A 15,259-nucleotide genomic window follows, 5' to 3' on the forward strand; every position below is an offset into this window, starting at 1 on the left:
TTGGCTAACTTTTAGTTTATTTATTAAGTTTTTGTTCTATATAATCCAATACTTGATTAGCTAAGTTAGTAAAAGCAATAATTGCTTCATCCCATTGAATAGGAACTTCTGCATAAACCATAGGACTTACATAGTTATTATAACGCTCTATGAATTTGGGGGTTTCTACTAATAATTTTAGCCCATAGCGAAGTTCTGTAATAGGCGAGTCAACCAGTTGTGTGTGTTGATTTCCGTATCTTGTAATATCTCCATCAAGTGCTTTTTTCAGTAATTGACTTAAGAATTCAATATTAGATGGTTGGGATAGCTGTATATGAAAAGTATCATAAACATGTCGAATAAGTGTCTCATCATCTTCACGTTGGCCATTTCTTGCAACACTCGCTGTTCTTCGTAGCATTGATAGTAACTTTTCAGCTTGAGTGTCAATAATTGCCGAGCAAATCATGTTATAAATTTCGATATCAGATTCTGTAACATTTGAATAAATAGATTGAATATTCCTAGATATGGGTTCACTAAGAAGGTCTGTCTCTATAAATTCTAATTTTATAAAAGGGCGTAAACATGGTACTTGCCTGTGATCTTGAGGATAACGGATATCAAAGGAAAAATAGCGGTATTCATCTTTAACAGAAGGCGCATTATCTAAAGAAAAAATAGGATTTTGGTTAATTATTTCTTCAATAATTTTTTTTATTTCTTTTCTGGCTGTTTTTCTTGCATTTCGAGATGCTAATTCAAGATATCTTTGGTTTGGGATTAGTTTTATATCAATGTCTTCAGACATTCGATAAGTTTTGATATCCGATTTGGCGAGAGCTGTTCCTCCTGAAAAGATGGCTTGGTGATATGTAAACTGAAAGTTAGATAGTAGTTTAAGTAATTGAACAACATAATAATCTTTTTCAACTATTGCAGGGTTGCCGAGCCCTATGGCATCGGCAACATCAATAAATAAAGAGCTATCGAGTTTCATTGATACTTTGTTTCCCTACCTTAATTTTACGAGTAAATTTAGGATTTTTAGGGATAATTTTAATGTTAGAAGGAATTTGTGTACTCTCACCAGACAAATTCATCATAGATAGCTTATCAAAAGTATAATCAACATTGAGTTTTTTCATTACTTCGATAATAACGCCATCAGCACCACTTGGGTTATCTGGCATTAATTTACCAGTGATGCGATTCACTCTGGCTCTTACATAGACACCATAACCAATTCTCATTAATAAACCATTGTCTGTAAGTTTTTTGAGTATACGGCCTACTTGATCATAATCAGCTATTTTTGAAAAGTCAGAGCGTAGGAAAACAGAACGTCTAGAACGCTTTACTTTTTTTTGTATTCTGTCTTGTATTGTCATTATACCTCCTATGCGCTTTGATTATATTATAATCAAAAATACAACATTTCTCAATGGAGAAAATACGACAAAAATAACAAGTTAAAATGACAAATATTTATTATTTTTCAATCTGATATAATTTATATGATATTGCAATTATTAGATTTAATTTTTAAAAATTAGTTCCTGATACGAAAGCTATGCGTAAACACCGTGGCTTTCCCCTGACGACAGAATCCAACTAACGTTAAGTTGGCTTTCTCTGCTACCTCAATAGCGAGGGCGGTAGCCGCAGAAACGGCAAACAGAATTTCTGCGCCGCAGCTAGCGGCTTTTTGCACCATTTCATAACTGGCACGGCTAGAAACCAGTACCGCACCTTGTTGCCATTGGTTGCGATGTTTCATACCCAAAAGTTTATCAAGAGCCACATGGCGACCGACATCCTCACAACCTCCCACTAACACACCTTCTGGAGAGATCCATGCAGCAGCGTGGGTACAGCCCGTCAGTGCACCAATTTCTTGCACTTTTTTCAATTCATGTAATGCATTATCGAGGTAGGACAAAGAAAAAGTTTGAGTAAAAGGCAGAGGGGCGATAGGTTTGAAGATTTCGTCAAGCTGTTCTGTTCCACAAATACCACAGCCAGTACGCCCCGCTAAATTACGGCGACGTTCTTTTAACTCCATAAACCGGCGGCTAGATAATTCAACTTGTACTTCAATTCCGCGGTTGCAGCCTTCAACGATATCAATTCCACGAATTTCATCACCTGACTGTATTATCCCTTCAGAAAGAGCGAACCCAACCGCGAAATCCTCAAGATCTTTCGGTGTTGCCATCATTACCACATGGGATATGCCATTGAAGACTAAAGCAACAGGATATTCCTCCGCAACATAATCATTAACAGGCAAATCAAGGTTGCCTTTTTGTTGCACGGTTGTGTGGTTTAAGCCAATCATTTTGGTTAATTTGGAGTCATTTGTAGTATTTGTTTCATACATTAGATGAATTCCTAGCATTAATGATACATAATATTAATTATGGGTAAAAAGAATTTACACCATTTGCCAGGCAATGAACCTGGATACGTAAGGATAACGTTGAATAAGAAGAGTTTACCTGATTATCGCGATTGACGTTAGGTAAACATGAGCAATGTAAATGAGGAGATCCCCATGCAAGTCAGCAGAAGGCAGTTCTTTAAGATCTGCGCTGGCGGTATGGCAGGTACGACGGCAGCGGCCTTGGGTTTTGCACCCGCCACCGCGTTAGCGTCAACGCGCCAGTATAAATTACTGCGTGCGAAGGAAACCAGAAATACCTGTACCTACTGTTCTGTCGGCTGTGGGCTGTTGATGTACAGCCTCGGTGATGGCGCGAAAAATGCTAAAGAGAGCATTTTCCATATTGAAGGGGACCCGGATCATCCGGTAAACCGTGGTGCACTTTGTCCGAAAGGTGCTGGACTTATCGATTTTATCCACAGTGAAAGCCGCTTGAAATACCCTGAAGTGCGTGAGCCGGGTACTAATGAGTGGAAACGTATCACTTGGAACGACGCATTTGATCGTATCGCTAAGCTAATGAAAGAAGACCGCGATGCGAACTTTATTGAGAAAAATAAAGAGGGTGTGACGGTTAACCGTTGGCTAACCACCGGTATGCTGTGCGCATCGGCGGGTAGTAACGAAAGCGGATTTGTAACGCAAAAATTCACCCGCGCTCTCGGCATGCTTGCCGTCGATAACCAAGCGCGTGTCTGACACGGACCAACGGTAGCAAGTCTTGCTCCAACATTTGGTCGCGGTGCGATGACCAACCACTGGGTTGACATTAAAAATGCAAACCTAGTTGTCGTTATGGGTGGTAATGCGGCAGAAGCGCATCCAGTCGGTTTCCGCTGGGCGATGGAAGCTAAAATCCATAATAAAGCCAAACTCATTGTTATTGACCCACGCTTTACCCGTACTGCGGCAGTGGCGGATTTTTACACGCCTATCCGTTCAGGGACTGATATCGCATTTTTATCAGGTGTTATCAAATATTTACTGGATAATGAGAAAATTCAGCGTGAATACGTGGAAGCGTATACCAACGCCAGTTTAGTTATTCGTGAAGATTATGGGTTTGATGATGGCCTGTTTACAGGTTATGACGAAGAAAAACGTCAATACGACAAAACCACGTGGAACTATGAGATGGATGAAAACGGCCTTGCGCTGCGTGATCCTACTCTGAAACACCCACGTTGTGTGTTAAACCTATTAAAAGAGCACGTCAGCCGTTATACACCTGAAGTGGTGAATAACATCTGTGGGACGCCAATCAAAGACTTCTTGCAAGTCTGTGAGTACCTTGCAGAAACCAGTGCTAAAGATAAAACAGCCTCGTTCTTATACGCATTAGGTTGGACTCAACATACCGTGGGTGCGCAAAATATTCGTACCATGGCGATGATCCAATTACTGTTGGGTAATATGGGGATGTTAGGCGGTGGTGTTAACGCACTGCGCGGACACTCCAATATCCAAGGTTTGACTGACTTAGGTTTGCTATCTCAAAGCTTGCCGGGGTATTTAACCTTACCATCAGAAAAACAAACGACATTAGAAAGTTACTTAGCTGCAAACACGCCAAAAGCGACGGTTGAAGGCCAAGTGAACTATTGGGGTAATTACCCGAAATTCTTTGTTAGTTTGATGAAGACGTTCTATGGCGATAAAGCGCAGAAAGAAAACAACTGGGGCTTTGATTTATTACCGAAATGGGATCAAGGCTACGATGTGCTGCGTTATTTCGAGATGATGGATAAGGGCGAAGTAAATGGCTATATTTGCCAAGGCTTTAACCCAGTGGCCTCATTCCCGAATAAAAACAAAGTGATTAAATCACTTTCTAAGCTGAAGTATTTAATCACCGTTGACCCGCTGAACACCGAAACGTCGAATTTCTGGCAAAACCACGGCGAAATGAATGATGTGAAGCCGGAAGAAATCCAAACGACGGTATTCCGCCTGCCATCTTGTTGTTTTGCTGAAGAAAATGGTTCGATTGTTAACTCAGCGCGTTGGTTGCAATGGCACTGGAAAGGTGCGGATGCCCCAGGTGAAGCTATCAGTGATGGTGAAATCCTGTCTGGTATTTTCCACCGTTTACGCCAACTGTATGCCTCTGAAGGCGGTGCGGTACCTGAACAAGTTCTAAGTATGACTTGGAATTACTTCGACCGTGATCACCCAACGCCAGAAGAAGTTGCTCAAGAAAACAATGGCTATGCTTTAGTTGACTTGAAAGATGCTGATGGCAACGTTATTGCGAAAAAAGGTGAGTTGCTGAGCTCGTTTGCACAGTTACGTGATGACGGTACCACCGCGAGTGGCTGCTGGATATTTACGGGAAGTTGGACACCAAAAGGCAACCAAATGGCTAACCGTGATAACTCTGACCCAACGGGTCTGGGGAATACATTAGGTTGGGCATGGGCGTGGCCTCTTAACCGCCGTGTGATTTATAACCGCGCATCGGCAGACCCAATGGGTAAACCGTGGGATCCAAAACGTCAAATCCTTGAGTGGAATGGCAGCAAATGGATAGGCATGGATATTCCTGACTATAGCAATGCTGCACCAGGTAGTGGTGTTGGTCCGTTTATCATGCAGCCAGAAGGAATGGGACGTCTATTTGCACTGGATAAAATGGCCGAAGGCCCATTCCCAGAGCATTACGAACCGATAGAAACGCCATTGGATACCAATCCACTGCACCCGAAAGTTGTGTCAAACCCGGCGGCTCGTGTGTTTAAAGATGACTGGGCGCAGATGGGTAAAGCGACAGAATTCCCTTATGTGGGAACCACTTATCGCTTGACTGAACATTTCCACTATTGGACAAAACACGCTTTGTTAAATGCCATCATTCAGCCACAGCAGTTCATTGAAATTGGTGAACGTTTAGCGAATGAGAAAGGGATCAAGCAAGGCGATACGGTGAAAGTCAGCTCCAAACGTGGTTATATCAAAGCGAAAGCGGTGGTGACCAAACGTATTCATACGCTGAAAGTGGCTGGGAAAGATATCGATACTATCGGTATTCCTATTCACTGGGGCTTTGAAGGTTTGGCTGTGAAAGGCTTTATTGCTAACACATTAACGCCGTTTGTGGGTGATGCGAATACTCAGACACCGGAATTTAAATCATTCCTTGTCAATGTGGAAAAGGTGTAAGGAGATAAATTATGTCAATGCAATCTCAGGACATTATTCGTCGCTCTGCCACCAATTCCCTGACTCCCGCACCTCAGGTGCGGGACTATAAGGAAGAAGTTGCAAAGCTTATCGATGTGACGACCTGTATCGGCTGTAAAGCTTGTCAGGTTGCCTGTTCCGAATGGAACGATATCCGTGACAAAATTGGTACTAACGTTGGGGTATATGATAACCCAACAGATTTAACCGCTAAGTCATGGACGGTAATGCGCTTCTCTGAAGTGGAAGAGAACGATAAATTCGAATGGCTGATCCGTAAAGATGGCTGTATGCACTGTGCTGACCCAGGCTGCCTGAAGGCGTGTCCTTCGGAAGGCGCGATAGTGCAGTACAAAAACGGTATCGTTGACTTCCAATCGGAACACTGTATTGGTTGTGGTTATTGTATTGCGGGTTGCCCGTTTGATGTACCGCGTATTAACCCAGAAGATAACCGCGCATACAAATGTACGCTGTGTGTTGACCGTGTTGAAGTCGGCCAAGAGCCTGCGTGTGTGAAAACCTGTCCAACAGGCGCTATCCATTTTGGTAGCAAAGAGGACATGATCAACATGGCTGGCGAGCGTGTTGAAGAGCTGAAAACACGTGGTTATGCGAATGCAGGTTTATATGACCCTGAAGGTGTTGGAGGTACGCACGTGATGTACGTCCTGCACCATGCAGATAAACCTCAGCTGTATCACGGATTGCCGGAGAACCCGACAATCAGCCCTACAGTGACTTTCTGGAAAGGTATCTGGAAGCCGTTAGCAGCGGTTGGTTTTGCTGCAACATTTGCGGCGGCCATCTTCCACTATGTGGGTATTGGTCCGAACCGCGTCTCCAAAAAAGATGAAGAAGAGGCTTTAGAAGATTTGCATAATGCAATGTCATCTGACACTTCGAAATCAAAAGAAGGGGAGGATCAGAAATGATGCCAGATGATAACGACAAAATTATCCGCCATAAGCCGATTGAAAGGATCAATCACTGGGCGGTTGTGATTTGCTTCTTGTTCACCGCAATCAGTGGGCTCGGGTTCTTTTTCCCATCCCTAAACTGGTTTATGAACATTTTGGGTACACCACAACTGTCTCGAATTTTGCATCCATTCGTGGGGACGGCGATGTTCTTGCTGTTCGTATTTATGTTCTTCCGTTATTTCCACCATAACTTCATTAATAAAGAAGATATTAAGTGGGCAAAAAATATCGGCAAAGTACTGAAAAACGAAGAAGCGGGCGATGTCGGCCAATATAACCTAGGCCAAAAAGGGGTGTATTGGGTGGTCACTATCTGCTTATTGGCGCTGGTGATCACGGGAGTGATCATGTGGCGTCCTTATTTCGCAGATTATTTCCCAATCCCTGTTTATCGTGCAGCTATTCTTATTCACTCGCTCTCTGCAATTGCGCTGATTATCATGATTGTGGTTCACGCTTATGCCGCGATTTGGGTGAAAGGTTCAGTGCGTGCGATGGTTGAAGGTTGGGTGACTCGTGGTTGGGCTAGAAAACACCATCCATTGTGGTACCGCCAGCTTTTGGAAAAAGAAAAACAGCAAAAACAGCAACAAGAGAAAAACTAAGTTTTATTATTGTTGTTATCAAACCCACAAATGACTAATGTTATTTGTGGGTTTTTTATATCTAAAAAATATAAACATTCAATTTATTTGAAAGAAATAAAATTAGATATATTTATTTGATGACCTGTTTGCGATTTATTATCATTATAGTTAATCAAAATAAGATTAATAAAAAAATACACATCAAATAAAGATGCTCTTATTTCGCGTATGATTTACAATTTTTTTAAACCAATAATAAACAAATAAACATTTATTCGTTTTTATATTATGTAAAAAAAAGACATCAACCCTTTAATTTATTGATAATAAACTATTTTTGTGATTGTTGTTTTTTTGTGAATAGCTATTGAATATTGATATTAGATCAATAAAGGTCTATCTTAAATGGTCACTGCTGATTAATTCGAGACTTTGTTTTTTATTTTAATTTAAAAGTAAACTAATGTTCTGATATTTGTTTTTTTTAAGAATGTTATAATGCATATATATTAAAAGAATTAATTGCTGGACATTGGTGATATTATTTAATAAAAAGAGTAATGTAATTATTAATAAATATAAAAATAGTCATATATTCAAATATCTTTTTAACACAGCTAAATAATAGAACCCTAATTCATTCCATTTACGATAGCTAAATAAAGAGGTACCACATGGATCTTCCTTTACAAGGTATTAAAGTACTGGATTTCACCGGTGTACAATCAGGACCATCTTGTACTCAAATGTTAGCGTGGTTCGGCGCAGATGTTATTAAGATTGAGCGCCCTGGAGTTGGAGATGTCACGCGTAACCAATTAAGGGATATACCTGATGTGGATGCGCTGTATTTCACGATGCTTAATAGTAATAAGCGATCAGTGGAATTAAATACAAAAACTCCAGAAGGTAAAGAGGTTATGGAGCGGCTGATTAAGCAAGCCGACGTCCTCGTTGAGAACTTCCATCCAGGTGCAATTGACCATATGGGCTTCACTTGGGAACACATTCAAGAATTAAATCCTCGTTTGATTTTCGGTTCCATCAAAGGTTTTGATGAAGACTCGCCTTATGCAGATGTTAAAGCTTATGAAAACGTTGCCCAAGCCGCAGGTGGTGCCGCATCAACCACAGGGTTTTGGGATGGCCCACCATTAGTGAGTGCCGCTGCGCTAGGTGACAGCAATACGGGTATGCACTTGCTGATTGGCTTACTTGCAGCGCTATTACATCGTGAGAAAACTGGCAAAGGCCAGCGAGTGACTATGTCGATGCAAGATGCTGTACTCAACTTGTGCCGTGTCAAACTTCGTGACCAGCAACGTTTAGAGAAAATTGGCTATCTTGAAGAATATCCACAATACCCAAATGGCACATTTGGTGATGCCGTTCCTCGTGGTGGTAATGCTGGCGGTGGTGGCCAGCCAGGTTGGATCTTAAAATGTAAAGGCTGGGAAACAGACCCAAATGCTTATATTTATTTTACTATCCAAGAACAGGACTGGGAGCAAACCTGTGTAGCGATTGGTAAGCCTGAATGGGCGACGGATCCCGCTTACAATACACCAAAGGCTCGTCAGCCTCATATCTTTGATATTTTTGCTGAAATTGAAAAATTCTTAGCAGATAAAGATAAACATGAAGCGGTCGAGTACTTGAGTAAATACGGTGTCCCTTGTGCCCCTGTACTCAGTATGCGTGAAATCGCACGAGACCAATCTCTGCGTAAGAGCGGAAGTATTGTTGAAGTTGAGCAGCCAAAACGTGGAACTTACTTGACGGTAGGTTGCCCGATGAAATTCTCTTCATTTACACCGGATATCAAAAGCGCACCATTGTTGGGTGAGCACACCGAGCAAGTTCTAACTGAACTAGGTTATAGCGCAGATGAAATTGCGACTATGCGTGCGAACAAAGCGATCTAATTTAAAAATTGGGGGTGACTTATCACTCCCTTTAATCTTTTAATCAGTTAATTATGAGGTAGACATGTCTGCTGATCAAACCCAAAACCTGACTGATGGTATGCATATTATTGTCGATGCTCTCAAAAAAAATGGCATTGATACAATCTACGGTGTTGTTGGAATTCCAGTAACGGACATGGCAAGGCATGCACAAGCTGAAGGTATTCGCTATATTGGATTTCGTCATGAGCAATCTGCGGGAAACGCGGCTGCAATCAGTGGGTTTATTACCCAAAAACCGGGTATCTGTTTAACGGTATCGGCACCGGGTTTCTTGAATGGTATGGTTGCTCTTGCTAATGCAACCACCAATGGTTTTCCAATGATCCAAATCAGTGGTTCGAGCGACAGAGCGATAATTGATTTGCAGCAGGGTGATTACGAAGAATTAGACCAAATGAACACGGCAAAACCTTTCGTAAAAGCATCTTACCGTGTGAATAAACCCGAAGATCTTGGTATCGCACTCGCTCGAGCAATCCGTGCTTCGGTATCAGGCCGTCCGGGTGGGGTTTATCTTGACTTAACAACGGAAGTTTTATCTGCCGTGATGGATAAAGACGCTGCGGATAAAACCATTTTTACCGTTGAAGACCCTGCACCAAGACAAATTCCATCACCCGATTCAGTAAATAAAGCCCTTAAGTTGCTCGCATCGGCTAAGCGGCCATTAATTATTTTGGGCAAAGGCGCTGCTTATGCCCAAGCGGATGATAATATTCGCCAATTTATTGAAACAACCAGTATCCCTTATTTACCGATGTCTATGGCTAAAGGTTTGTTACCTGATATACATCCTCTATCAGCCGCATCAGCTCGTTCATATGCCTTATCCAGTGCAGATGTTGTGGTATTAATGGGCGCACGTCTTAATTGGTTGCTTGATCATGGTAAAGGTAAGCACTGGTCACCAGAAACGCAATTCATTCAGTTAGATATTGAACCTTCTGAAATCGATAGTAACCGTCCAATAGCGGCTCCCGTTGTTGGCGATATTTATTCAAGTATTGAATCATTATTGGCAGGACTTAAATCAATCCCTGTTAAGTCCCCAACGGAATGGATTACCAGCATTGATGAACACAAGAAAATCAATGTCGAGAAAATGGCAGTGAAGTTGAACACTGACACTTCTCCGATGAACTACTTCAATGCGTTACGTGCTATCCGCGATGTGCTGGTCGATCACCAAGACGTTTATGTCGTTAATGAAGGCGCTAACACGCTGGATAATGGAAGAAATATTATTGATATGTACCAACCACGTAAGCGCTTAGATTGTGGAACGTGGGGCGTAATGGGCGTTGGAATGGGTTATGCAATCGGTGCCGCTGTAACCAGTGGTAAGCCAGTTGTGGCGATTGAAGGCGATAGCGCGTTCGGTTTTAGTGGTATGGAAATTGAAACGATTTGTCGCTACAAATTGCCTGTCACTATTTTGATTTTCAATAATGGCGGAATTTACCGTGGTGATGGTGTAAATCTCCATGGTGACCAAGACCCTTCTCCGACTGTTTTAATGGGCGGTGCTCGTTATGACAAAATGATTGAGGCTTTTGGTGGCATTGGTTATCAAGCAACAACGCCTGCAGAAGTACAGGAGGCTTTGAAGGTCGGTTTAACATCGGGTCATCCAACCTTGATAAACGTTGTTATTGACCCTGCAGTTGGAACGGAAAGCGGCCATATTGGTAATTTAAATCCGAAGTCTGTCGTAAAAAATTAACGCAGTATAACGTTAACTAACCAAGATCACCCTACGCGACTCATTTTAATGAGTAGCGTACGGGATCTTATTGCCAAAAATAGGTGGGTCTTATGGCTGATTTTATGTATAAGATTTTTATGAGCGACCTATTACCTATCATTATTATTATGGTATTAGGTTATGTGAGTGGTAAACGAAATGTATTTACCAGTGACCAAGCGAAAGCATTCAATAAGTTGGTATTAAATTACGCATTACCTGCTGCATTATTTGTTTCTATCGCACGCGCTAATCGAGAAATGATATTTGCAGACGCTAAATTGACGATTATTTCATTTGTAGTCTTACTTGTTTGTTTCTTTTTCTCTTTCTTTAGCTGTAAATATATTTTTAAACATAGTCGTGGCGAAGCAGCGGTATGTGCATTAATTGCAGGTTCTCCGACAATTGGTTTCTTAGGGTTTGCGGTTTTAGACCCTATTTATGGTGAAACCGTTTCAACGGGGTTGGTTGTTGCCATTATATCCATCATCGTTAATGCCATTACAATTCCGATTGGCTTGTTCTTACTGAACCCATCTGATGCAGAAGGGAAAAAGGGCGGCGGCGGTATGGATGCATTAATCTCAGCCTTTAAAGAACCTGTCGTATGGGCTCCGGTACTCGCGACTGCACTGGTATTGGTTGGTGTGAAAATTCCTACCGTTTGGGACCCGACATTTGATTTAATTGCGAAAGCAAACTCAGGTGTTGCGGTATTTGCTGCCGGTCTGACATTAGCCGCAAATAAATTCGAGTTCGATGGTGAGATTGTCTATAACACGCTATTAAAGCTAGTGTTAATGCCAGGATTAATGTTGCTCGCAGGTATGATGTTTAATATGGGAACAGAGCAACTGCAAATGATGGTATTAGCCGGAGCGTTACCACCTGCTTTCTCTGGGATCATTATTGCAAGCCGCTTTAATCTGTATACCCGTACAGGAACAGCGTCGCTGGCGGTGAGTGTACTTGGTTTTATCATTGCGGCTCCAGCGTGGATCTACATCTCTCGACTCGTTTCATAGAAAGAGTCAATAGGGCAAAATGAGTTGCCATGGCGTGAGAAATGACGCCATGGCAGTTTTGTAAAAAGGTGAATTATGACTTCTTCAAAACCGCTTGATGGGATACGCGTTCTTGATTTTACGGGAGTCCAGTCAGGCCCATCTTGTACACAAATGCTTGCGTGGTTCGGCGCTGATGTGATCAAAATAGAGCGACCAGGAGTTGGGGATGTGACGCGTAATCAATTACGTGATATCCCTGATGTCGATGCATTATATTTTACGATGCTAAATAGTAATAAACGTTCTTTAGAGCTCAATACTAAAACCCCAGAGGGCAAAGCCGTAATGGAGAAGCTAATACGTCAATCTGATGTATTAGTTGAAAATTTTCATCCGGGGGCTATCGACCATATGGGGTTTACGTGGGAGTACATTCAAGAACTTAATCCACGGTTAATTTTTGGTTCGATTAAAGGGTTTAATGAGAACTCGCCGTATGCGAATGTGAAAGCCTATGAAAATGTTGCTCAATCTGCTGGTGGTTCAGCATCGACAACGGGTTTTCCTGATGGCCCGCCAACGGTAAGTGCTGCAGCATTAGGTGATAGTAATACGGGTATGCATTTATTGATTGGCATACTGACGGCGCTGTTACACCGAGAAAAAACAGGTAAAGGCCAACGTGTGACCATGTCAATGCAAGATGCGGTGCTTAATTTATGTCGTGTGAAATTGCGTGATCAACAACGTTTAGAAAAACTCGGTTTCTTAGAGGAATACCCTCAATACCCAAATGGCACGTTTGGTGATGCGGTTCCCCGTGGGGGAAATGCGAGTGGGGGAGGTCAACCTGGAACGATGCTTAAGTGCAAAGGCAGTGATACTGACCCAAATGCGTACATTTACTTTATTAATCAAGACCATAATTGGGAAAATACCTGTGATGCCATTGGGCGTCCAGAATGGAAAACTGATCCTGCTTTTGCCACTACACAGGCACGTGCAAGCCATATCCAAGATGTATGGGATGCAATTGAAGAAATCGCTAAAGACAAAGATAAACATGCACTAACCGATTATTTTGATCAGTTTGATGTGCCGTGTTCTGCAGTATTAAGTATGAAAGAAATTATGGAAGACCCTTCTTTGCGTCGTAGCGGCTCGATTGTCGAGGTTCAACAACCAAAACGAGGGACATATTTAACGGTAGGCTGCCCAATGAAGTTTTCAGCCTTTATGCCTGAAATTAAAAGTGCTCCATTGTTAGGGGAACATAATAACGAAGTGTTAAAAGAGCTTGGTTATAGCGATGAACAAATTATGGAAATGAGAAAAAATAATGTTATTTAATTAATAACATTAAATTCGCTCTTAATATGACTTTCTAAAATGGAAAATTAATATTAGCAGCTATATTTAGGTGCTCGATGTATTTAAATATAGCCGCTACACTCAAGCTATTATTACCTAAATTATTTGGAGTTATAGAAATATCATTCCTATTTAATATTTATTTTTATTAATAGCAAAAAATTATTTATTTACTAATAAATTCTTTGAATAAGGATTATTGTATGAGTATTGCTGAAATAAAAAAAAGCAGTAAAGTAGCAGCCGTTGATTTTATTCCTGCATGGGGAGATCTAAATGGAAATATTCAACGTTTAGTCGAAGCGACAGAAAAAGTGGCCGCTCAAGGGGTAAATTACGCTGTATTTCCAGAAACGGCAGTGAGTGGTTATTTATTTTCAGACTTTACGGAATTAGCACCTTATTTAGATACCATCCCAGGAAAAACGACAGCGGCAGTATTGCCTATATTGGCTCGTACAGGGATGTATATGAGTGTCGGTATCGCGGAACGAGATAGCGAAACAGGGCTAGCTTATAATTCCGCTGTTTTGATGGGGCCAGAAGGCATTATTGGTAAATATCGTAAAATAGGCCTGAATTCCCAAGACCAAAAAGTGTTTGCTCCGGGTAATACCGGTGTTAAAACCTTTGAAACACCGATTGGCCGTATCGCCTTATTGATTTGTTATGATGATACTTACTGGCAATATGTTCGGTTAGCTGCATTGGAAGGTGCACAAATCATTGGTTGGCATTCAGTCTCTGACCGTATGATGCCGAACGCGACTCCTGCTGAAATGCTTGGCGATCATTCAACCGTTGCACATGTGCAGCATATGAGTGCTTTCAATGGAGTGTGGGTAATTTGTGCAACACGTAGTGGAATTGAAACCAATCCAATTACCAAAGGACGGCTTTATTATAATGGTGGTTCGAGCATATGGGCGCCATCAGGACATAAAGTGGCACAATCTCCAGTGCTTAGCCCGTTAGAGCTAGAACCCGGGCTAAATGGTATATACAGTGCGACAATTGATTTAGATGAAGCGGATACACAACGCGATGCATTACTGGCGAAGCGTCGCCCTGAATTATATTTCCCAACGCTCGCTTTTCACCGCAGCCCAACAGATATCAATGCTACGTCAACAATAACACAAACGACACTTATTGCAGCGCAGTGGGAAAAATCGGTTTCTAAACTAGACTCAATTCAAGTGGGGGAAAATGAGCTCCTAGTACTTCCTGAGCTTTCCGCACTACCTTATACCAACGATCCCAACATTGTTTTGTCTTATGCTGAACAACAGGGTGGGGTTTTCGAGCAAACATTGTGTAAAGCCGCTCAAAAAGGGAAAGGGTATATTGTTGGAAGCTACCCTGAAATTGAAAAGGATAGATTGTTCCATACGGTAGTACTTGCAGGGCCGTTAGGAGATATATTAGCGCGCTATCGTGTGACACATCTTAATGAGCGGGATAGTGGCTGGGCAACAGCGGGTAGCTCTGTGAGTGTGACAGCAACGCCAATTGGCCGTATTGCGCTGGCAGCCGCACATGAATTAGACGTACCTGAGTTAGGTGGTTTATATAGTACGTTACGCGCTGATATTCTTGCTGCGCCAGCGGGTATGCCGAGTGATTTAAAAGTGGAGATTGATAGCCATCTTTTTTCGGTTGAAGAGCCACCAACAGGGCGTGCCGATTTTGCCCCTTATGCGATCGCTACGTTAAATCAGTTATGGGTGGTTTGTGGTGGACGAAACGAACGTGATTCTACGTCAGCCGCGATTTATGGGCCAGAGCCTGTTGTGCTGACTCCAACATTGACAGCACAACGAGGTGCTGAAGATGTACGTTTACAAGCTCAGGTACCCGCTCCTTTTACTTGGATTAACCAAGAACGGTTGGTGAGTGGTCAGCAAGCTATTTGGTTCCCCCCACTGACGCAGTAATGTTCATATCATCCCGTTGTTATTAGAAATATAGCAACGGGATCTTACT

Annotated in this window: 11 protein-coding genes; 8 read left to right on the forward strand and 3 right to left on the reverse strand. The window is 42.0% G+C overall.

Annotated features, from left to right (window positions below):
• Nucleotides 1-16 precede the first annotated feature (16 nt).
• The 3 genes from PSF42_RS12710 to fdhD form a co-directional block, all read right to left on the reverse strand.
• Nucleotides 17-982: a nucleotidyl transferase AbiEii/AbiGii toxin family protein gene (locus PSF42_RS12710; RefSeq protein WP_248467294.1), complete on the reverse strand. Its 966-nt coding sequence runs from the start codon at nucleotides 980-982 to the stop codon at nucleotides 17-19.
• Nucleotides 969-1,373 (reverse strand): DUF6088 family protein, encoded by a 405-nt coding sequence (locus PSF42_RS12715; RefSeq protein WP_125893772.1) that lies wholly within the window; start codon nucleotides 1,371-1,373, stop codon nucleotides 969-971. Before PSF42_RS12715 ends, PSF42_RS12710 begins: the two co-directional genes overlap by 14 nt.
• 161 nt (nucleotides 1,374-1,534) lie before the next feature.
• Nucleotides 1,535-2,365 (reverse strand): formate dehydrogenase accessory sulfurtransferase FdhD, encoded by an 831-nt coding sequence (fdhD, locus tag PSF42_RS12720; protein ID WP_125893770.1) that lies wholly within the window; start codon nucleotides 2,363-2,365, stop codon nucleotides 1,535-1,537.
• 174 nt (nucleotides 2,366-2,539) lie between these two features.
• Here fdhD and fdnG point away from each other — a divergent pair, with 174 nt between their 5' ends.
• From fdnG to PSF42_RS12760, 8 genes are all read left to right on the forward strand, one after another.
• The gene (gene fdnG, locus PSF42_RS12725) at nucleotides 2,540-5,587 is read left to right on the forward strand and encodes a formate dehydrogenase-N subunit alpha (protein ID WP_125893768.1); all 3,048 of its coding nucleotides are present in this window, start codon (nucleotides 2,540-2,542) and stop codon (nucleotides 5,585-5,587) included.
• A gap of 11 nt (nucleotides 5,588-5,598) precedes the next feature.
• Nucleotides 5,599-6,543 carry a formate dehydrogenase subunit beta gene (gene fdxH, locus PSF42_RS12730; protein ID WP_004906826.1) on the forward strand — a complete coding sequence of 315 codons (945 nt, stop codon included), beginning with the start codon at nucleotides 5,599-5,601 and terminating at the stop codon, nucleotides 6,541-6,543.
• Complete coding sequence (gene fdoI, locus PSF42_RS12735; protein ID WP_004906828.1) at nucleotides 6,540-7,196, forward strand: formate dehydrogenase cytochrome b556 subunit; 657 nt, start codon at nucleotides 6,540-6,542, stop codon at nucleotides 7,194-7,196. Before fdxH ends, fdoI begins: the two co-directional genes overlap by 4 nt.
• A gap of 656 nt (nucleotides 7,197-7,852) precedes the next feature.
• Nucleotides 7,853-9,103, forward strand: a complete 1,251-nt coding sequence (frc, locus tag PSF42_RS12740) for a formyl-CoA transferase (RefSeq protein ID WP_125893766.1) — start codon at nucleotides 7,853-7,855, stop codon at nucleotides 9,101-9,103.
• Nucleotides 9,104-9,167: 64 nt separating this feature from the next.
• On the forward strand, nucleotides 9,168-10,871 hold the full coding sequence (gene oxc / locus PSF42_RS12745) for an oxalyl-CoA decarboxylase (RefSeq protein WP_272680131.1): 1,704 nt from the start codon (nucleotides 9,168-9,170) through the stop codon (nucleotides 10,869-10,871).
• A 104-nt stretch (nucleotides 10,872-10,975) separates the two neighbouring features.
• Nucleotides 10,976-11,920, forward strand: a complete 945-nt coding sequence (gene yfdV / locus PSF42_RS12750) for a transporter YfdV (RefSeq protein ID WP_004906833.1) — start codon at nucleotides 10,976-10,978, stop codon at nucleotides 11,918-11,920.
• Between the two features lie 75 nt (nucleotides 11,921-11,995).
• Nucleotides 11,996-13,252 (forward strand): formyl-CoA transferase, encoded by a 1,257-nt coding sequence (gene frc / locus PSF42_RS12755; protein WP_125893761.1) that lies wholly within the window; start codon nucleotides 11,996-11,998, stop codon nucleotides 13,250-13,252.
• A 224-nt stretch (nucleotides 13,253-13,476) separates the two neighbouring features.
• Entirely contained in the window at nucleotides 13,477-15,210 is a 1,734-nt protein-coding gene (locus PSF42_RS12760; protein ID WP_272680132.1) for a nitrilase-related carbon-nitrogen hydrolase, read from the forward strand.
• Nucleotides 15,211-15,259 lie beyond the last annotated feature (49 nt).

This window comes from Providencia sp. PROV032 (genome assembly GCF_028484875.1).
Classification (GTDB): Bacteria; Pseudomonadota; Gammaproteobacteria; order Enterobacterales; family Enterobacteriaceae; genus Providencia; species Providencia rettgeri_E.

Excerpts from the sequence above, each read along its gene's own strand:
- frc (WP_125893766.1), top strand. The coding sequence starts at position 7,853 with ATGGATCTTCCTTTACAAGGTATTAAAGTACTGGATTTCACCGGTGTA.
- frc (WP_125893761.1), top strand. The coding sequence starts at position 11,996 with ATGACTTCTTCAAAACCGCTTGATGGGATACGCGTTCTTGATTTTACG.
- oxc (WP_272680131.1), top strand. The coding sequence starts at position 9,168 with ATGTCTGCTGATCAAACCCAAAACCTGACTGATGGTATGCATATTATT.
- fdoI (WP_004906828.1), top strand. The coding sequence starts at position 6,540 with ATGATGCCAGATGATAACGACAAAATTATCCGCCATAAGCCGATTGAA.
- yfdV (WP_004906833.1), top strand. The coding sequence starts at position 10,976 with ATGTATAAGATTTTTATGAGCGACCTATTACCTATCATTATTATTATG.
- PSF42_RS12760 (WP_272680132.1), top strand. The coding sequence starts at position 13,477 with ATGAGTATTGCTGAAATAAAAAAAAGCAGTAAAGTAGCAGCCGTTGAT.
- fdhD (WP_125893770.1), bottom strand. The coding sequence starts at position 2,365 with ATGTATGAAACAAATACTACAAATGACTCCAAATTAACCAAAATGATT.
- PSF42_RS12710 (WP_248467294.1), bottom strand. The coding sequence starts at position 982 with ATGAAACTCGATAGCTCTTTATTTATTGATGTTGCCGATGCCATAGGG.
- fdxH (WP_004906826.1), top strand. The coding sequence starts at position 5,599 with ATGTCAATGCAATCTCAGGACATTATTCGTCGCTCTGCCACCAATTCC.
- PSF42_RS12715 (WP_125893772.1), bottom strand. The coding sequence starts at position 1,373 with ATGACAATACAAGACAGAATACAAAAAAAAGTAAAGCGTTCTAGACGT.